Source organism: Vibrio sp. ArtGut-C1, from assembly GCF_002105475.1.
GTDB classification, from domain to species: Bacteria; Pseudomonadota; Gammaproteobacteria; order Enterobacterales; family Vibrionaceae; genus Vibrio; species Vibrio diabolicus.
Window position 1 is genome coordinate 205,139 of sequence record NZ_NCTH01000006.1, and the last position, 19,130, is coordinate 224,268.

Sequence of the window (19,130 nt, forward strand, 5' to 3'; positions counted from 1 at the left end):
GGTTTGTCCTTATCGGTCTTTCGGGTCAAGAGCATCACGTAAGCCATCGCCGATGAAGTTAAAACAAAAGAGGGTGGCAACTAAAAACAGAGATGGAAAAAGCAGCATCCACAATGCCACGTCAATCGTTTTTGCGCCTTCGGAAATTAGGATTCCCCAGCTCGTGTCGGGTGGTTGAACACCAAGCCCTAAGAAGCTTAAAAACGATTCGAACATAATGAATCCTGGTACCATTAAGGAGGAATAAACCATCACGATCCCAAGCACATTAGGCAGAACATGGCGTCGGACAATTGTCAATTTAGAAACCCCAATAGAGTGTGCGGCTTCGATGAACTCTCGCTTTTTGAGACCGAAGGTGACACCACGTACAACACGGGCAATGCCCAGCCAAGATACCATTCCGATCACGATAAAAATCAGGTAGATGTTGTTGCCAAAAAGGGTAACAAACAGGATAACCATAAACATAAATGGCACCGAATCGAGCACCTCAATAATGCGCATCATTACGCTATCGACAACGCCGCCAAGATAGCCGGAAATACTTCCCCAAATCGTACCAATAACAACGGCGACTAAGGCGCCAACAAAACCTACCAAAATAGAGAGCCTGCCGCCTTGCATCGTGCGAGCAAAGACATCTTGCCCGAGATCATCGGTACCAAAGTAATGACCACTGCTCAGTGAAGGTTTTCCTAGCTCGTATGGATCGATGAGCACTTCCCAGTCAATTTCATCATGGCCAAAAGCGGCAAGAGAGGGGCCGAAAGTGATGCATAAGGTAATGAACGCCAAAACATACACTGATGTCATCGCGGCTCTGTTTTTACGAAATCGAGTCCATGCATCCTGCCAAAGACTGCGACCTTCGACGGCTTCAATATTGTCGACGACTTGATCTTGAAGAGCTTGTGTATCCAGTTTTTTGATCGTTAACATGCCGGACTCCTAAACGCGTATACGAGGGTCGATAATCGTATATAGCAAGTCGACCACAAGGTTAAAGAAGATAGTGAGTGAAGCGACAATCAGAGTAATGCCCATTACTAGGCCGTAGTCGCGGTTGAGAGCCCCAGACACAAAGTGTTGTCCCATGCCACCTGTACCAAAGAAAATGTCGATAATCACCGAGCCTGTCACGACAGAAACAAACGCAGGGCCGAGCATCGCAACGACGGGAATCAGGGATGGTCGCAAAGCGTGATGGAATAAAATGTAGGTTGTGGACAAACCTTTGGCTTTTGCCGTTCGAATGTATGGTTGGTTGAGCGTTTCAATCATTGCGCCACGCATGACACGCGCAATACTCGCAATGGAGCCAATCGCCAGGCTGAGCACGGGAAGAACAAGAAAAGCCAGCTTTCCTCCTTCCCAACCACCAGCAGGGAACCAGCCGAGCTGAATAGCGAAGATCATGACTAAAACTGGAGCAAGCACGAAAGCTGGAACCACAACTCCAGTCATCGAAAGTGTCATCAGGCCGTAATCTAGGCGGCTATTTCGGTTCAATGCCGCAATGGTGCCAAGCAACATGCCAAGTGGAACGGAAATACAAAAGGAGAGTACGCCTAATACTGCTGAAACTGGCCATGATTGTGCGACGAGCTGTGTAACACTGAAGTCTTGATAAACGAAGCTCGGACCGAGATCTCCTTGTATGAAATTACCAATGTAAATCCAAAACTGAGTAAGGAAGGGCTGGTCCAAATGGAATTTTGCTTCGATATTCGCACGTACCACTTCTGGCATAGGCCGTTCCATATCAAATGGTCCCCCTGGTGCAATGTGCATCAGCCAAAATGATACGAGTGCGATGAATAGAAGCGTGGGGATAGCGATAGTTAATCGCTTAACAATGTACCAAATCATGATCCATCATCCTTTGGTCATCCGAAATCACTTCGAACGGTTATGAATAAAAAATGGTCTGAGCTCAGGTTGCCTTCTCCACCGAGATATATGAGGAACGACAAGTAAACATTGAACTTGCCGACTCAGACCGAAAACATGCTTTTAGTGGGCTTTCACATAGACATTCTTTCGGTAATACGAAGACTCAGGGTTTGTCAGTTCGTAGCCGCCCACATAAGGCTTGATGAGATATTGATCGTTACCCGGACGATAAATAGGAATAATGGCCATGTCTTCAATCAGCATGCTTTCTGCTTGTAGATACAGTTCTGATGGGTTGCTCATGGTCTTTGAGCGAGCCATTAACTCGTCGTATTGCAGGTTGTTATAACGAGAATCGTTGTACTCGCCACTAGAAACGAAGATATCCAACCATGTAGAGGCTTCATTGTAGTCGGCCGTCCAGCCGCCGCGAGTAATGTCGGTCGGCTCTTTAAGTGCGTAGAACACTTTCGGTTCTAGCTGTTTTATCGTGACTTGCGCACCCAATCGGCTTTTCCACATGCCTGCCATGGTTGTTGCCATTTTTACGTCCATCGAGAAAGTTGGTACGGTAAACGTTAACTTAAGCGGATTGCTTTTATCGTATCCAGCTTCTGACAGTAATTGCTGCGCTTTTTCGATACGTTTATGGCGGTTCCAAGTCGCGAACTCAGGAGTGTGAGATTTAAAACCATCTGTTTGAGGTGGCACAAGGGTATACATTGGAATCCCACCGTTTCTCAAGATAGCACTCGTTAACAGTTGACGGTCAATGGCATATGAGAGGGCTTTACGGACCCGCGCGTCTTTTGTTGGTCCTTGTTGAGTGTTGAGGTAATAGAATGAGGAACCAAGAGAGGCACTGGTGCTTGCCACTTCTTGTGGGCGTTGTTGAATTAACTTTTTCTTCTGAGCGGCAGGAATGGAAACTGCTTGGTCTATCTCACCGGCTAGGTAGCGGTTTAGCACTACGTTTGCATCACCAATTGGTAGCCAGGTGACTTTTTCCAGCACTACATTGCTTGCGTCCCAGTAATGTGGGTTTTTAACCATCACCATTTTTTCGTTAACTTTCCATTCAGAGACAGTAAACGCCCCATTTGTAACGATATGTTCTGGCTGGGTCCAACGGTTGCCATGTTTTTCAACGGTCGCTTTGTGAACGGGGGCAAGCACTGGATGACTTAATAGTTTCGTAAAGAAGGGAATAGGCTCTTCGAGTGTTACCTGGAATGTTTTTTCATCCAGCGCCTTCACGCCCAAAGACTCGGGTTCGGCTTCGCCCTTCATAATCGCTTGCGAGTTTTCGATATTTGGAATGGCCGCAAACCAAGCGTATGGTGAAGCAGTGCTTGGATTCAGTAAGCGTTGCCAGCTGTAGACAAAATCTTGCGCAGTGACCGTTTCGCCATTGGACCATTTTGCATCACGTAAGTGGAAGGTATAAACCGTATTGTTGTCATTGACTGACCAAGACTCAGCAACACCAGGAATGGTTTTACCTTGCTTATCTTGAATGACCAGACCTTCAAACAGGTCTCGGCCGAGATTAAATGCAGGCTCTGCGGCTTGCTTGGCTGGGTCAATAGAAGTAACTTCAGCCCCATTGTTTAGCGTAATTTCCTGTGTCTCATCGAGGGTCACACCTGCGGGATACGGCGCGGCATAGCTTGATGTTGCCAGTATTGGGCTCATCATCGATGCTAACAGAAGCAACTTAGGTAATTTCATCCTTGTCTCACTCTTTTCATCCTGAAAGATGCTAGAAATGTATATTGTATAAATTGTCCACACAATCGAGTTTTAACAATGTTGTAACAGGGTGCCAAATGTTGGGCTATTTGGTATCAAAAAGTGAGCTGGGGGGATTGATATGGAGCTGGTGCTAAGTCTGCATTACGGGGTAGGCTTTGTTTCGCGCAAATAAAAAATCCCCTTCAAGCGCGCGCTAAAAGGGGAGGGTAGTTCGTCTGCTCTTCAAAAGGTACGACGTTAACTGACTAGGAAATGTTTTACGAACTCAGTGATTTTGACCATATCACTTACCGCGATAAACTCTTCTGTCGTGTGTACTTTTGCCATGCCAGTTGAAAGGTTGACCGTTGTGAGACCTTTCTTGTTAAAGTTGTTAGCATCGCTACCGCCGCCAGTGCCTTTTGTGAAGGCGTCAATTCCCAACTCTGAAAACGCTGCTTTTATAGCGCTAACGTGTGGGTGGTTTTCTTCAATAACAAAAGCGTCGTAGGCTCGGCTAGATTCAATTTCGACTTCTGCACCGTGTTTTTCACAGACAGACTCTAATGTTGAGATCATATGATTGACCTGAGCATCTAGTTTATCGCCATTCAGGGAGCGTGCTTCCGCCACGATTCTTAATTCAGGCATAACAATGTTTGTGGCCTGACCGCCGTTAACCATACCGATGTTGGCTGTCGTTTCTTCGTCGATGCGAAGCAGCTTCATTTGGTTGATGGCATCTGCCGCCACCATGATAGCACTGATGCCTTCTTCTGGCGCAAGCCCTGCATGTGCTGGTCGACCTTTGATTGTTGCCACGATTTTTTGCTGGCCTGGGGCTGCGGTCACAATAGTGCCAATAGGACCACCCGTATCTAACACGATTGCTTCCGTTGAAGTGACGTGTGACATATCGAAGTATTGTGAACCGAATAAACCGCCTTCTTCATACACGGTGAAAGCAAGTTCTAACGTTTTGTGCTCACGGTTTTCCGCTTGAATACAACGAACGGCTTCCATGATGGCAGCAATACCAGATTTATCATCGCCACCAAGAATCGTATTGCCTTTTGAACGGATAACGCCGTCTTCGATGATTGGCTCAATGCCAATACCTGGAGTGACCGTATCCATATGACAGCTCATTAGAATAGAGCCGTCTTTTTTGCCGTCTAAACGGGCGTACACGTTAAAACCGTTAGAAATATGCTCAGGCACTGGAAGCTTGTGCACGGTAAAGCCTAGCTCGCCTAGCTGTTCTGCCAGTGTTTCTGCAATTTGTTTTTCGTTTTTTGATTCGCTGTCGATACGTACTAGTTGGCAAAAGTGTTCAACTAGGCGTTCTTGATTGATGTGTGTCATTAGATGTCTCTTTTTCTGATCGAGCGTGAAGCACTGTGGCTAGGGCTCGATAGGGAACAGAGCACCACTTATGGCACAGTTACTTTTGAATAAAACTGAGGTGAATCAATAAAGGAGTATCCATGACACGATTCTGACCGATGAGCCTTTCGAACTGTATGAAGCGTCACGAAACATTACTTTTGATGTTTTGCAGGATCAAATGAATAAATCGGATAGAGATAGGGTGCAATAGATTTTCCATCCCCTTTTACTTTTTGAGTTACGTTGCCAAGATAAAATGACAAAGTAACAACTTATTTACATTTTATGTGTTGGCGTAAAGCCGAAAATATCAATCTAATATATTGAAAGTAAGCAGTTTATTTGATGTTTACGAAAGTGGATTCGACGCGCTCCCTGTGTGTAACATATATTTTACAATTGTGCGTAAAAATCGCCAAGGTAAAGATTTCTCCCAACGTATTCCAATTTCTCAAGACCTGCGCCAAGTTAGAAAAATAAGTCCAAACAAAAGCTACTGAGACAAGGAGAAAGTCATGGTTGATGCATATAACCCACTAGGAACAGACGGATTTGAGTTTGTTGAATATACCGCTGCAGACAACAAAGGCATTCAACAGCTTAAAGATCTGTTTATATCGTTAGGTTTTGCGGAAATTGCAAAGCATCGCTCAAAAGAAGCGTGGTTATATCGACAAGGTGACATTAGCTTTATTGTGAATGCGCAGCCGCATAGCCAAGCTGAGGGATTCGCCAAAGTCCACGGTCCGTCGGTTTGTGGCATGGCATTTCGAGTGAAAGACGCGACCGTTGCTCTGGCGCATGCGTTAGAGAATGGCGGTAAAGAATATAAAACGGAAATTGGGCCGATGGAGCTAAGCATTCCTGCTATTTATGGCATCGGTGAAAGCTTGCTTTATTTTGTCGATCGTTATGGAAAGCAGAGTATTTATGATGTCGATTTTCGTTTTTATGATGATGCTGATGAGCGTTTATCAAAAGCGAATGTTGGTCTTTACGAAATCGACCACTTAACGCACAACGTTAAGCAAGGCAACATGGATGTCTGGTCTGGTTTCTATGAGCGCATTGGTAACTTCCGCGAAATTCGTTATTTCGATATCGAAGGTAAGCTGACTGGTCTTGTCAGCCGTGCGATGACCGCACCTTGCGGCAAAATCCGAATTCCTATCAATGAGTCGTCAGATGATAAATCACAGATTGAAGAGTTTATCCGTGAATACAATGGCGAAGGTATTCAACACATCGCATTGACCACTGACGACATCTACGAAACGGTCAAAACCTTGCGTGAGCGAGGCATGGACTTTATGCCAACGCCAGATACTTATTACGAGAAAGTCGATCAGCGTGTTGAAGGCCACGGTGAAGATGTAAGCAAGCTTCGTGATTTACAGATTCTTATTGATGGCGCGCCAACGAAAGATGGCATCTTGCTACAAATCTTTACTCAAACCGTTATCGGCCCTGTGTTCTTCGAAATCATCCAACGTAAAGGCAATGAAGGCTTTGGCGAGGGTAACTTCAAAGCGTTGTTTGAATCGATAGAAGAAGACCAAATTCGCCGAGGAGTATTGAGCGATGCATAAATGGATCACATTCCCTCACCGGGAGGGAGTGTGCTCTAAACAAGCGCATGCTGACTTCCCGGAAGAGGCAATTTATGAACGTGAGGCAGGTCGAAGTGGCTTCTTCGGCCCCGCAACACATTTTCATCATCAACATGCCCCAACGGGATGGTCTGAGTGGGAGGGCGAGCTACGTCCACGAGCGTTCGATTTTAATTTAGTCGAGAAAGCCAGCCATATTACCCCTTGGGCAGTCCCGCATCTATTACACAACGCGAATTGTAAAGTTCGTGTCTGGCGTATGGATGAAAAAATGGACTTCTTGGTGAGAAATGCGGATGGCGACGAACTGCTATTCATCCACCAAGGTACGGCAGATCTGTATTGTGATTATGGTCATTTGAAAGTGAGCGAAGGGGATTATGTCATGATCCCACGCTCGACGAGCTGGCGTTTAGAGCCAAGCGAGCCGATGTTCATTTTGATGATCGAAAACACCGATGCGGCCTATACATTGCCCGAAAAAGGCATGGTTGGAAACCACGCGGTGTTTGATCCAGCGGTTTTGGAAACGCCGTCGATCAACGATCAGTTCCGTGATCAATATTCTGAGAATCAAACACAGGTTCAGGTGAAACGCCACGATAAAGTCAGTGTTATCACTTACCCATTCAACCCGTTGGATGCGATTGGCTGGCATGGTGATTTGGCGGTAGTAAAAGTGAACTGGCGTGATATTCGTCCACTTATGTCACATCGTTACCACTTACCGCCTTCTGCACATACTACATTTGTAGGAGCAGGATTTGTGGTGTGCACCTTTGTTCCTCGTCCGATTGAAAGTGATCCCGGAGCGCTCAAAGTACCGTTCTATCACAACAATGACGATTATGACGAAGTCTTGTTCTACCATGCAGGTGACTTCTTTAGTCGTGACAACATTGAAGCGGGTATGGTGACATTCCATCCAGCAGGTTTTACACATGGTCCACACCCGAAAGCTTTCAAAGCAGGGCGAGAGCATAAGAAGACTTTTACCGACGAAGTCGCGGTGATGATAGATACGCGCCACGCGCTTCAGTTCTCGGATGAACTGGAAAAAGTAGAAAACAAAGAATACGTCTATAGCTGGCAAGAGAAGTAAGAGGCAAGGATGAAATTAGCAACCAAGAAAAATGGCACTCGTGACGGTTTGTTGATGGTCGTGAGCAAAGACTTAACGCGCTGCGTACCTGCGACAGAAATTTTCCACCCAATGAATTTGGCAGCTACGATGCAGGTGGCACTTGATAACTGGGATGCGCTAGCACCGCAACTGGAAGAGCTGTACGTCGCACTGAACAACGGTACGGTCGCAGGGTATGAAGAGTTTGAAGCGCATTACTGCGAGTCGCCGCTTCCTCGCGCTTATCAGTGGGCAGATGGCAGTGCTTACGTAAACCACGTTGAGTTGGTTCGAAAAGCTCGCGGCGCTGAAATGCCTGAAAGTTTTTGGACGGATCCGTTGATGTACCAAGGAGGCTCTGATGCCTTTATTGGTCCTTGTGACAACATCGAGTTTGCCAGTGATGAATGGGGTATTGATTTCGAAGGCGAAGTTGCTGTGGTAACTGGTGACGTCCCGATGGGCGCAAGTGTTGCAGAGGCTCAGGAGTCGATTCGTTTGATCATGCTGGTGAATGATGTGTCGCTGCGTGGACTAATTCCCGCAGAATTAGCTAAAGGGTTTGGTTTTTTCCAATCTAAACCTTCTTCTGCGTTTTCTCCTGTGGCAGTAACACCTGACGAACTAGGCGATGCGTGGTACGAAAACAAAGTGCATTTACCATTGGTCTCGACATACAACCACAAGCCGTTTGGTCGCCCAAATGCGGGTATCGATATGACGTTTGATTTTGCAGACTTAATTGTTCATGCGACTAAAACGCGCCCGCTATCTGCTGGGGCGATCATAGGTTCTGGCACGGTATCTAATAAGCAAGGCACCGAACATGGCACTTCGATTGAGGAGGGTGGTGTTGGTTATTCATGTATCGCGGAAGTTCGCATGATTGAAACCATTCGTGATGGTAAACCGTCGACTAACTTCATGTCGTTTGGAGATTCAATCAGATTGGAAATGTTCGATGCGGATGGCAACAACATCTTTGGCTCGATTGACCAACAAGTTAGCCAATATCTCAAGCATTAAGAGCGCCAGTTGGGAGACGATATGAGCGATAGCATGGTTTTGTACGGATATTGGCGGTCTTCAGCGGCGTATCGTGTGCGTATTTGTTTGAATCTTAAAGAGTTATCGTATGATTCAAAATCGGTACACTTGGTGCGCAATGGTGGCGAACAACACAGTGACGAGTACCATGAATTAAACGCTTCTGAACTGGTTCCTGTACTGGTGGATGGGGAGGTTCAGTTAACCCAGTCACTGGTCATCATTCAATACTTAGAAGAATACTATCCGGATGTCACTGTGATCCCCGAGCAAACGCCGCTTCGATATCAAGCACTAGCTTTGGCTCAGGATATTGCAATAGAGGTTCATCCCCTGAATAACTTGAGAGTTCTACAGTATTTAGAGGGGGAGTTAGCTTGCGAGCCAGAGCGCAAAGTCGCTTGGATTCATCACTGGATCCACAAAGGTTTTGCAGCATTAGAAGAGAAACTTCAGAAGCATCGTAAACTAAATGGTGATTGTAAGTTTAGCCTGACAAGCTCGCCATCTATTGTCGATATTTGTCTGGTACCACAATTTTATAACGCACAACGCTTTGGTGTAGATACTTCTCTTTACCCAACCATTAACGCTGTTGTGCAAGCATGCAATCAACTGCCTGCATTTATTGATGCGATGCCAGAGAATCAGCCAGACGCTAATAGTTGATTCTTAGCATCATAATGTATTAACAAAATTTAAACGAGCCAATCCGAGTGTGTGATTGGCTCGTTTTTATTGGGGAGCAAAATTTTCTGTTTCTCGCTATCGTCGTGGCTCCTCAAAATTGCGAGGTTTTGTTGCTCTGCATAGCATTTCCATTTACGCTTTGAGCAACGAGTTGTTTTGGATGCACTTTATTTATGACCAACATTTTTATCATTGTTGTTCTTCTGGTTTTATTCTTCTTTGTTATTCAAAAGTACGTGATTAAGCACGACGACACGCGTGATTATCCTTATCGCTCGAAAGGACCGCTACTCAGGGGGCAAGAGAGCGCATTCTATAATGCGTTGAGGGCAGCGGTAGGTGAACATGCGGTGGTATTCGCGAAAGTAAACATGTCCAGTTTGGTTACGCCAAAAGAAATCAAAAATAAGAAGCAGTTTTTTGTCGCGAACAATCGCATATCTCGAAGTTATTTTGATTACGTTATTTGTGATCCTAGGACGCTAGAGCCGCGTGTGATCGTTGAATTGGATAACGGGCAAGAGTTAAGCAAGGGCAAGGTAGAAAGACAAAAGTTACTGATTCATGTTTGTAAGACGGCCAACCTGCCTTTAATCGGCGCTTCTGTAAAGCACAGTTATCAAGTTGGGCGATTACGTCGTTTGCTTGCTGCACACATTGATTTGATTGAGCCTGACAAGGAAGTACGCTTTTGTAAAAAATGCGGCAGCCCGATGATCATTAAAACCGCAAGCCAAGGTGAATTCAAAGGTCGACGCTTCTTTACTTGCAGCCGCCAACCAAATTGTACTTACACCGAGAATTACAATGTGGTGTTTGAGTCGGACGACTAAAGACGACAGTTGAACAGCAAAACTGATGAGGCTTTGATTCGAGATGATCAAAGCCTTTTTTGTATCAGTCCTCAAGGCAAGACCTATACTTTGAAAAAGAGTGCAGAATAGGGAAGCCATATGCGATACGGATGGATTTTGTCAGCGTTGTTCATCGCATCTAATGTTAGTGCGATACCTAATTTGAAACCACTGGAGTGTGAGTTAACGGAGACACCCCAAGATCATTTCTTGTTTTACCGAGAACAAATGGTTTACCACAGTGAGCAGTTTGTCATATTTCAAAACTTCAAAGGCAGGGTGAGCACTCAAGTGGACGTCAAAACAGGAGAGTTGATCCGTACAACCTATATCGGCGAACCATTTAAACCTAAATATCAGATTTTGTTCGGCACTTGCCCTAAGGTATCGCAAACCTTACAGATTTGGATGCTCAGTGAAGTGCCTTACGACAATTAAGTGAGATAATAAAAGTTATATAGATCACACTTTTAAACCCTGCAGGCTCAGTCCTTGTCGATAAAATCATCTGAAAACGCGTGTTGAGTTTACATTTTCGCCAAACGGTTCAAAGTTGGTAAATTTGTGCTTGCACCGTCGTTCGCTTATAGCTAATATCCTCGTCGTTCCAGAGAAATGCGTCCGTAGCTCAGCTGGTTAGAGTATCGCCTTGACATGGCGGGGGTCGGTGGTTCGAGTCCACTCGGACGCACCATTCTGAATTGAATGGTTAGGAACACAAAATTTGGGTCCGTAGCTCAGTTGGTTAGAGTACTACCTTGACATGGTAGGGGTCGGCGATTCGAGTTCGCCCGGACCCACCAAATTTTAGAAAAAGCCCACCAAACGGTGGGCTTTTTTGTATCCATAATTTGTTGATACTCAGATTTAAACACCTTACTTTTCCTTTGCACACTTTCTACAAATACTCCGCATTGCCATCAGTGTAAATTTGAGTGGTTTTACAAGAATTTAACTCGTTCATCTAAACATTCATTGGAGCCCATTTCGAATTCGCGGCAAATCCAAGGCCTATTTTCGTAAATCGTACACATTAATGTGTCTCTGTCTAAAGCTGCACACCAACCATCATTTAGCCGCATCATTGTTTCGCCTCCATACTGGTCACGCGCAATAAACTCTTCAGGTACGCCAGTATCTGAAATAATCATAACCTCGAGACGGCAACAACAAGCCTTACAGTTAGAGCAAGATACATCAGAGGGCAGGGGAGAGGGAGTCTTAGTTGGTATAATCATGAATAACTACAATTTGGTCAATTATGCATGGTACCGTAAATTTAGCACGAATGAACTTTATTTCTGAAATAGAACACCCTATGAACGATAAACCTAGTGAACGCATTTTATGCGTTCACTTGCATTTCTTTCCGAGTAAGTCGGTAGAACTGACAGTGATTCACACCAATTAACCTTTAGTCAGTGTGAATTTGAACGCCGATTCTTTGTCATACGCGTACTTTACACAAGATCTGCTTCTGTAAAGTTTGTTTTAAATGTGAAAGCAAATGGCGTATCTCCGTTTTCGCGCAAATGCTGAAGGCGTAACAAGGCTTCTTGTGGTGTTGGTATATAACCGTCTTCTACCCACCACAGAACATAGCTATCCTCCGCTAAACGATGAAACCATTCGCTTTTTCGGCGCATGAAATCTCTATGACCGGTACGAAACATAAAGTTTTTAAGTGAGTCAGTACTTCCCCAAATAGACATGTTTACAATCATGTTCGGGTCATCAAATAATTTAATGCTTGTTGCATCACCGGAGTCGTCTTTTAGACGCCAGATAAAGCCTTCACTTTCTTCAGCTATACCATTAATTAAGTCCAAATTGTCTACGAAATCTTTAATTTCTGGTGCATCCAAAGGATATTTAGCAAGCGCAATATTTAATTGAGCTAATTTCATTTCATGACCCTCCCTGGTCGATAAGCCTGTAATGCTGGTAAAAAGCTCTAAGTAACTTTTCCTATTTTATCATGCAGTGTGTTGCTAGTGCCTTCAAAGGTCAATTAGAAAGTTAGTGACTGTGGCGAGTCATTGGATGGCAAAAAAGTCGTTTTATACATTGGTTATGTTGAGCATAAGCCCCTCTTTTCTCGCGATTATCGTCGGTAAGTCTCACTCAAGAGAGTTGCTATCTTGGATATGCAGCAGTACTCTCATTTTCTGTGGCAAGCCTTGCGCTTCTATACTTCTTATTGAGATTCGATCCTCACTTTTTGGTGTGTGAACGTGAGATAGTGTTCATGTCACTCTTTAATTTAAGTTGTTTGGCTGAACGTTAGGAGGAGCTTTGATTACAAAGATAACAAGAAATGCCATTTTGCTTGGCCTAGTTCCCATTGCAGTTTTTGTTGTGGCTTTTAATTCAATAGCCAATTTTTACATCAGCTATATCAAAGAGACTAAAATAGACACCTATGTCGATTATTTACACCAACGATCCATGTATTTGGATGAGGCGATTGTAAAGCAGGTTGCGCAGTTAGATTTCACGTGCAGTAATAGTGATGTTAGAACATTACGCGATCCACGTTTTTATAATCGTTACATCCGTTTTATTGCGATGGAAACGAATGACGGTAAAACATGCTCCACGATTGGTCGCGAAGTATCTCATTTATCCAGTGCGCAACGATTTCAGCTTGGCGAAAACTTTTTTGCATCACTTATTTTACCGGAACACCAAGATCAAGTTGAGTGGATGGTCATTTATGAAAATGAACATGTTGAAGTTGTCTGGGTTCTCGATAATAGTTGGGTCAAAGAAGTGATAAAAACGCCTTGTGAAGACTGTTTGTTCGTCGAGTTTATATATGATGAGCCTGTATTTGGAGATTTAACAATAAGTCGAGGAAAACCAACCATTGCAGCAGAAGAAGCGGCAGTTTCAAAGGAGTTATTCTTTTCGGCTGATTCTCAAGCCAATATGCTCATCAAAATACACAGTGGCGAGAAACTGAAGAGCTATGTTCAGGAAAGAGTCTTTCTATGGGGAGGCCTAGTCAGTGTGCTTATGGGGTTGGCTTTTGTGTTTGTATATGTGTCCAGTAAGAGCTTGAGAAAGTCTATCAAAGGCTTGATCCAGAATGGGATTAATAATGCGGAATTTGTCCCTTATTACCAAGCGATTGTCGATAGCCGTGATGGTGTAACAGTGGGGTATGAAGCACTGATTCGGTGGTCTCGCCGTGATGGTATGGTGCCGCCAAACATGTTCATTGGCGCTGCAGAAGAAAGTGGTCTGATTGTCCCAATGACGAATCAGCTTATTCGTAAAATCATACAAGATCTTAGTGTGTTACCTGAGCATGTGTGGGTCAGCATCAATATTGTTTCTTCCCATTTAGAGTCAGGTGAACTCACTAAGTTACTGTCAGAACTGAATTGGCCATGTCCGAAGAGAGTGCATTTTGAGTTGACCGAGCGAATTCCTGTAAAAGATACAGAGGCAGCGAAAAAAGAGATTTTGTATCTGGCGAATAAAGGCTACAAGTTCAAAATTGACGATTTTGGGACTGGGTATGGCGGCTTTTCTTATTTGCAAGATCTGGGTATCCGATGCTTGAAAGTGGATAAGATGTTCATCGACCCAATAGGCTCTGATGACCAAAAATTGAAAGTGTTGGATTCTATTGTCTCGGCAGCAAAGAAAGCGGAATGTGAGATGATTGCAGAAGGTGTAGAGAGCGAGGCTCAAGTCGCGTATTTGGCTCAGCATTCTATTTACCTTATTCAAGGGTATGTCTACGCTAAACCAGAGCCTATTAACAACCTTGCGATGACTTAAAGTAAGGCATAATGGGGCGTATTCATTATTAAAGGTGTCTTTCGGCACCTTTTTTATTGCTGAACCTTTTCGGGTTCACTGTTCGATAAAAAACCTGTTGAAGTCTTAGAATTCAAACAGAGTTTACAGAGAATATGAACGCCCGATTTTAGCATCGGGCGTTAGGATTTTACTTAGGAAGAAAGGGCGGCTTTTTTAGTTTTTAATGAAGCGATCAATTGAGGGAGCAATGACATAACAATCATCCCTAGCATCAAGCTGTATTGGAGAGGGGTGAAAGTCTCACCTAATAGCAGCAAACCTGACACAATGCCCGCAACGGGGTTGGCAATGCCACCAAAAGTAAAGTCAACGACCGACATACGCTGCAATAGCCAAACATACATGCCGTAGCCTAATGCAGTGTTCAGAATGATCACCCACAGCAGCCCAAGGGTGTTCGTCATTGATAAGTTTTGAATGGCTGTAACGTATGGCTCTGGATTGTTTATTGCTAGCACGCTTGTTGCGACAGACATAATCACACCACCCAAAATGAGCTGCCATGTTAATACTGTCCACCAATGCATTTTCGTTCCTAGTGATTTCGTTACGCTACTGCCTACCACAATACACATGATGGCGGAGATCATCGCCAGCAAACCCATAGGGTTGAGCGAAATAGAACTAGGATCAAATAAGAACCAAGCCAAAGCAATCAAAGTCGCTCCACTTATTGCCTGTATTGCGCTTGGCTGGCGCTTATAGACTGCCCAGCCAAACAGCATCGCAAAAACGGGCACTGATACCATACCTACACCTGAGATCGCAGAAGGAAGCGTCAACGCCATGACAAAAATGAGACCAAAGAAGCAAGCGATGTTGATAGTTCCTAAAACAAGCAGCACTTTCCATTCACTCTTTTTCGGGAAAGATGGCTTTATTGCGAGCAACAAAAGACCCGCAGGCAATGCTCTTAGCGCACCAAGTAAAACGGGAGGCCAGTCCGGAAGCGTAAACTGAGTAACAGCATAAGTTGTCCCCCAAAAAAAAGCCGGGATCATTGCAAGCAAAATGTTCATGTTAAATATCTTTACGTTGAGATAATTAATTGTAAAGATATCGGTAAGGTTACTTTTTGTAAAGTATCTTTATGTTAAAATAAAAATTAAATGACGTTTGGAGAGAAACCATGGACGCAATTGATAGAGTGGTAGAGCAGTGGGCTAAGGAGAAGCCAGAGCTCGACACTGAACCGATGGCAATTATGGGTCGGCTAATGCGAATTGCTAAGCACATGGAGTGTCGGGTCGCTGACCTACATAAGAAGTACGATCTTAAGATGGGTGAATTTGATGTGTTGGCGACACTTCGCCGAGCAGGTTCACCATATTGCCTTACTCCCTCAGCGCTAATTGATTCGATGATGCTCACTTCGGGCGCGATGACGAACCGATTAGATAAACTCGAGAAGAAAGGCTTTATTACCAGAACACACAGTAAAGAAGATAGACGCAGTGTCACCGTTGAGTTAACTGAAAAGGGCTTAACCTTAATTGACAAGTTGATCTTAGAGCATGTGGACGTTCAGCAATCGCTGCTACATGGTTTAGAAGGCAATGAGAAAGCGCAGGTTAACCAGGCGTTAAGACTACTATTGCCTTTGTTTGAGTAAAAGATACAGGAAGGGTGGGACGGAATGAGAAGCAAAGAGTTAGAAGGTTATTTAAGTACCTTTATGTGTGCGGAGAGTGATTTCCCATTTGGGCCAGAAGCGCTTGTATACAAAATCAAAGGTAAAATGTTTGCGATTATTGCAGAGAGAAACGGTCGGGAGTATGTCAGCGTAAAAGTAAAACCAGAAGATGGAGAAGTCTTAACATCGCAGTTTACGGACATCACTCCTGGTTATCACCTAAATAAGCGTCACTGGATAACGGTTTATTTTAATGGTGATGTGGAAGATGGATTGATTCAGGATTTATGTGAACGCTCTTATACTCTCGTCGTTGCCAAACTACCAAAAGTGCAACGAGCATTGCTTGGTCAGTAATAGCTATTACAGAAAAATTCGCACCTTTTCCATCCTCAAGCTATATAAGAATAAGTAGGCGGAAAAGTAGGAATGATATGCGAGCATTATCTGAATGGCTAAAAGAATATGGGGAGAGCCATCAAAACCCCATCAACCAAAAGATTCACACAATCGCAGTTCCGGGTATTTACCTATCTGTGGTCGGTCTAATTTGGTCAATACCTCAAATCTCCATCTTGGGTTTCGAGTTTAACTGGGTCTGGATTGCTGTCATACCCGTATGGGTTTTCTATTTTCGTTTGTCTCTCAGCGTCTTTATGATGATGTTAGGGTATACATTAGCGTGCATCGGCCTGATATGGTCTTTGGAGATATTGGCGCTGCCCGTACTGCATATTTCGATGCTCCTATTCGGTGTCCTGTGGATCTTGCAGTTCATTGGTCACAAAATAGAAGGAAAGAAACCGTCTTTTTTCGAAGATTTGCAGTTTCTTCTTATTGGTCCAATTTGGGTGTTCCGAAAACATTAACTCACTCCGTAATTAACAAGCTGATATCTCCCTGTATTGCGCGATCATGCTAGCGTCCATAAAGTCGTAAAATGCGCAGCATGATGTGCCGCTTTCTCATTGCCATGACAAGCATTCGCTTCTAATTCACACTATCATTAGAGTGCAGCTAAAGCCTGTTACTTTGCCTGAATGTTTGTGGCTAGTGACATTGTCACTTGGGGGATGAATGTACGACCGACAACATAAATATGCCTATTGGCGAGAAGAGCGTAAAAAAGGCAAATGGCATTACATCATGAAGTCTTTTTTTATGATTTGTTGCGCACTATTGCTTGGTAAAGTCATTGGTTTATTCATTTTTGGTGAGCTGCACTCCTTGAGTGATATTTTGGAGCAACTGCCCGCGGATCTTTTTATCATGATGCTAGTGGGCTTCCCGGTTAGTGTTATCGGCTGGTATCACGAGGAGTCGAAGTTTTTCCGAGCGTTACGACGTAAAGAAAAGCGCTTGAAAATGAAACGAGACAAACAAAGCTAACTCTGCATCGAGCTTTGTGTTATTTACTCGTCTGATTCACATATTTCTTTCAAGTTATTCGGTATTTTGCGTTATGCCTCGCAAGCATGTCATTAAACTTATTGCAAAAAACGACATCATGCATTCTGTTAGCCAATCTTGACAGGAACTCGTATTGCGAGGTGTTCCAGCAGCCTGAAGCTACTGAGATAGAACGGAGGATATTATGGATAGTGAATCAATGCTTCATAGTCAGAAAATATATTTTTGTAATGATGAAGCGTTAGTCGAGCAGCAAACACAGTGTTTAGAAGTTCTTTACGATTACAATCAAACTCGGCCTTCTGAATCTGAAAAGCGTACAGAAATATTACGACGTTTGCTCGGCGCTGTTGGTGACAACTGCTATTTTGAGCCGCCGCTTCGAGCGAATTGGGGGAGGCATACATACGTTGGTGATAACGTGTATGCAAACTTTAACTTAACCCTAGTCGATGATACGTATATCTACATTGGCAATAGCGTCATGATTGGGCCCAATGTGACACTAGCAACGGCAGGCCACCCGATTGAACCGGAGCTCAGAAGAGAAGTTGCGCAATTCAATATCCCTATTCATATTGGTGATAATGTATGGATCGGCGCTAACTCAGTGGTATTGCCTGGCGTCAAGATTGGAGAAAACAGCGTAATTGGTGCTGGTAGCGTGGTAACGAAAGATATACCAAGTAATGTTGTTGCGGTAGGGAACCCGTGTCGTGTATTGCGAGAGATAGACGAACATGACAAAGAATTCTATTACAAAGAGCGTCAAATCACGCGCAACATGTATCAACGATAACAAAGGTAAATTCCCACGGTTTATACGGTGTCAGTATAGAAAAGTTAAAAAACGAAATTTAACATCAGGGTGTAAAGGTTGGCGCTGTTATCTTCTGGTATTGATGAAAACGCGCCAGTATCGTTATTATGGGCGTTAAACTTTTGCCATTCAGCATTCAGTGACACGTTATAATCTAGGTCGTATCTCACTCCAAACAGATAGCTGTCCCCATTCTTTGTATCACTGCTATTAAACTGCTGGCCGTAAACTATGTAGGGGGTCAATTTATTCACGTTGTAACTCGTTGTTGCGTACCAAGAGGAGGAAATGTTGCTGTTTTGTCCTTCAGCCATTATCACAAGGTTATCAAGCTCATACCTTACTCCTAGAGAAAACTGGTCAATCGTGTTGCCTTTTTCTTTTAGAACCAAGCGGTCAATTAACATGGCTCCCCCTTCAGGTGTGGATTGCTTGGTATTGGAGAGAACCGTAGTTTGGTCATAATCGCCATGTAGATAAGAAAAGTTCAAACGGTAGGCATTTCCGCTGAGTGTTAAGTTTATTCCGGCTGTGTTGTCTGATTCGATCTTCAGTTCAGTATCTTCGTTGAGGGTGACATCACTGCTGTCTTTAAACCCTATAAACGGCATTGCAGTAAGCATGATTTGCTCATTGAGGTCGTGATTCCAGCGAATGGATAAACCATTGTAAGCGGTGATGCCTAATATGCTGTCATACACTTCATTTGGTGGTCGAGCTTGGGTAAAAGCGTGACCGACATAATTATACTCAGACATCAAAAACAGCGGCAGCCTCAATCGTCCCCCACGTATCTCTACATTTTTATAGGTATAAGCTAAATATGCCCACTCTAATTGGGGCGAGCTCCAATGATCTTGCGGACGCTTGACTATCTGTGCGGATGCTCGAAATGCCTTGTAAAAGTAATCAAGCTGCAGGCCGAAGGTTGTGTCACAATCGTAGCAGGCTTCATCATGAATAAAGCGGTTGACGAGAACCGTTGTGGAGTTATCCGACTTAGAACCTATCCCAAAAGGGATTTATTCCAAACAATGAGGCCACAAGCAAAATGCAACATGGCCTCGTAGTTTTCGATTTTCTTTTCCCA

19 protein-coding genes, 2 tRNA genes and 2 pseudogenes are annotated in these 19,130 nt (G+C 44.0%); 14 read left to right on the plus strand and 9 right to left on the minus strand.

Annotated elements, in window-relative coordinates:
• Positions 1–9 precede the first annotated feature (9 nt).
• The 4 genes from B7360_RS07765 to B7360_RS07780 form a co-directional block, all read right to left on the minus strand.
• Positions 10–942 carry an ABC transporter permease subunit gene (locus B7360_RS07765; RefSeq protein ID WP_005377839.1) on the minus strand — a complete coding sequence of 311 codons (933 nt, stop codon included), beginning with the start codon at positions 940–942 and terminating at the stop codon, positions 10–12.
• 9 nt (positions 943–951) lie between these two features.
• A complete protein-coding gene (gene oppB, locus B7360_RS07770; RefSeq protein WP_006741624.1) occupies positions 952–1,872 on the minus strand; it encodes an oligopeptide ABC transporter permease OppB in 921 nt (306 codons plus the stop codon).
• A 144-nt stretch (positions 1,873–2,016) separates the two neighbouring features.
• On the minus strand, positions 2,017–3,627 hold the full coding sequence (locus B7360_RS07775) for a peptide ABC transporter substrate-binding protein (protein WP_085343211.1): 1,611 nt from the start codon (positions 3,625–3,627) through the stop codon (positions 2,017–2,019).
• Between the two features lie 261 nt (positions 3,628–3,888).
• Positions 3,889–4,995 carry a M20/M25/M40 family metallo-hydrolase gene (locus B7360_RS07780; protein WP_085343212.1) on the minus strand — a complete coding sequence of 369 codons (1,107 nt, stop codon included), beginning with the start codon at positions 4,993–4,995 and terminating at the stop codon, positions 3,889–3,891.
• Between the two features lie 539 nt (positions 4,996–5,534).
• Between B7360_RS07780 and hppD the strand changes: the two genes are divergently transcribed.
• The 8 genes from hppD (at position 5,535) to B7360_RS07820 (ending at position 11,146) form a co-directional block, all read left to right on the plus strand.
• A complete protein-coding gene (gene hppD, locus B7360_RS07785) occupies positions 5,535–6,608 on the plus strand; it encodes a 4-hydroxyphenylpyruvate dioxygenase (protein WP_005377835.1) in 1,074 nt (357 codons plus the stop codon).
• Positions 6,601–7,731, plus strand: coding sequence for a homogentisate 1,2-dioxygenase (locus tag B7360_RS07790; protein WP_031780345.1), 1,131 nt, complete (start codon positions 6,601–6,603; stop codon positions 7,729–7,731). Before hppD ends, B7360_RS07790 begins: the two co-directional genes overlap by 8 nt.
• Before the next feature lie 9 nt (positions 7,732–7,740).
• Entirely contained in the window at positions 7,741–8,778 is a 1,038-nt protein-coding gene (locus tag B7360_RS07795) for a fumarylacetoacetate hydrolase family protein (protein ID WP_085343213.1), read from the plus strand.
• A gap of 21 nt (positions 8,779–8,799) precedes the next feature.
• Positions 8,800–9,468 (plus strand): maleylacetoacetate isomerase, encoded by a 669-nt coding sequence (gene maiA, locus B7360_RS07800; protein ID WP_085343214.1) that lies wholly within the window; start codon positions 8,800–8,802, stop codon positions 9,466–9,468.
• A 194-nt stretch (positions 9,469–9,662) separates the two neighbouring features.
• Positions 9,663–10,322, plus strand: a complete 660-nt coding sequence (locus B7360_RS07805; protein ID WP_085343215.1) for a DUF2726 domain-containing protein — start codon at positions 9,663–9,665, stop codon at positions 10,320–10,322.
• Positions 10,323–10,442: 120 nt separating this feature from the next.
• On the plus strand, positions 10,443–10,781 hold the full coding sequence (locus B7360_RS07810) for a hypothetical protein (protein ID WP_005377830.1): 339 nt from the start codon (positions 10,443–10,445) through the stop codon (positions 10,779–10,781).
• Positions 10,782–10,960: 179 nt separating this feature from the next.
• A tRNA-Val gene (locus B7360_RS07815) sits at positions 10,961–11,037 on the plus strand.
• Between the two features lie 32 nt (positions 11,038–11,069).
• A tRNA-Val gene (locus B7360_RS07820) sits at positions 11,070–11,146 on the plus strand.
• 138 nt (positions 11,147–11,284) lie between these two features.
• On the opposite strand, the gene B7360_RS07825 is transcribed toward B7360_RS07820, so the two are convergent.
• On the minus strand, positions 11,285–11,581 hold the full coding sequence (locus tag B7360_RS07825; protein ID WP_074191235.1) for a YkgJ family cysteine cluster protein: 297 nt from the start codon (positions 11,579–11,581) through the stop codon (positions 11,285–11,287).
• Between the two features lie 222 nt (positions 11,582–11,803).
• A complete protein-coding gene (locus B7360_RS07830) occupies positions 11,804–12,250 on the minus strand; it encodes a DUF3291 domain-containing protein (RefSeq protein ID WP_085343216.1) in 447 nt (148 codons plus the stop codon).
• A gap of 388 nt (positions 12,251–12,638) precedes the next feature.
• Between B7360_RS07830 and B7360_RS07835 the strand changes: the two genes are divergently transcribed.
• The gene (locus tag B7360_RS07835) at positions 12,639–14,135 is read left to right on the plus strand and encodes an EAL domain-containing protein (protein ID WP_085343217.1); all 1,497 of its coding nucleotides are present in this window, start codon (positions 12,639–12,641) and stop codon (positions 14,133–14,135) included.
• A 173-nt stretch (positions 14,136–14,308) separates the two neighbouring features.
• Here B7360_RS07835 and B7360_RS07840 read toward each other — a convergent pair whose 3' ends face one another.
• The gene (locus tag B7360_RS07840; RefSeq protein ID WP_005393452.1) at positions 14,309–15,196 is read right to left on the minus strand and encodes a DMT family transporter; all 888 of its coding nucleotides are present in this window, start codon (positions 15,194–15,196) and stop codon (positions 14,309–14,311) included.
• Positions 15,197–15,306: 110 nt separating this feature from the next.
• On the opposite strand from B7360_RS07840, the gene B7360_RS07845 reads away from it, so the two are divergent.
• The 5 genes from B7360_RS07845 (at position 15,307) to B7360_RS07865 (ending at position 18,019) form a co-directional block, all read left to right on the plus strand.
• Entirely contained in the window at positions 15,307–15,789 is a 483-nt protein-coding gene (locus B7360_RS07845) for a MarR family winged helix-turn-helix transcriptional regulator (protein WP_005393451.1), read from the plus strand.
• 24 nt (positions 15,790–15,813) lie between these two features.
• Positions 15,814–16,167: an MmcQ/YjbR family DNA-binding protein gene (locus tag B7360_RS07850; protein WP_005393450.1), complete on the plus strand. Its 354-nt coding sequence runs from the start codon at positions 15,814–15,816 to the stop codon at positions 16,165–16,167.
• Between the two features lie 77 nt (positions 16,168–16,244).
• Entirely contained in the window at positions 16,245–16,679 is a 435-nt protein-coding gene (locus B7360_RS07855) for a DUF962 domain-containing protein (RefSeq protein ID WP_085343218.1), read from the plus strand.
• Between the two features lie 208 nt (positions 16,680–16,887).
• Positions 16,888–17,199, plus strand: a complete 312-nt coding sequence (locus tag B7360_RS07860) for a hypothetical protein (RefSeq protein WP_046874879.1) — start codon at positions 16,888–16,890, stop codon at positions 17,197–17,199.
• Between the two features lie 205 nt (positions 17,200–17,404).
• Positions 17,405–18,019 carry a sugar O-acetyltransferase gene (locus tag B7360_RS07865; RefSeq protein WP_085343219.1) on the plus strand — a complete coding sequence of 205 codons (615 nt, stop codon included), beginning with the start codon at positions 17,405–17,407 and terminating at the stop codon, positions 18,017–18,019.
• 44 nt (positions 18,020–18,063) lie between these two features.
• Here the strand turns inward: B7360_RS07865 and B7360_RS07870 are convergent.
• Positions 18,064–19,044: pseudogene (locus B7360_RS07870) on the minus strand (outer membrane protein); the annotation flags it as partial.
• 2 nt (positions 19,045–19,046) lie between these two features.
• A pseudogene (locus B7360_RS24425) lies at positions 19,047–19,130 on the minus strand (IS5/IS1182 family transposase); the annotation flags it as partial.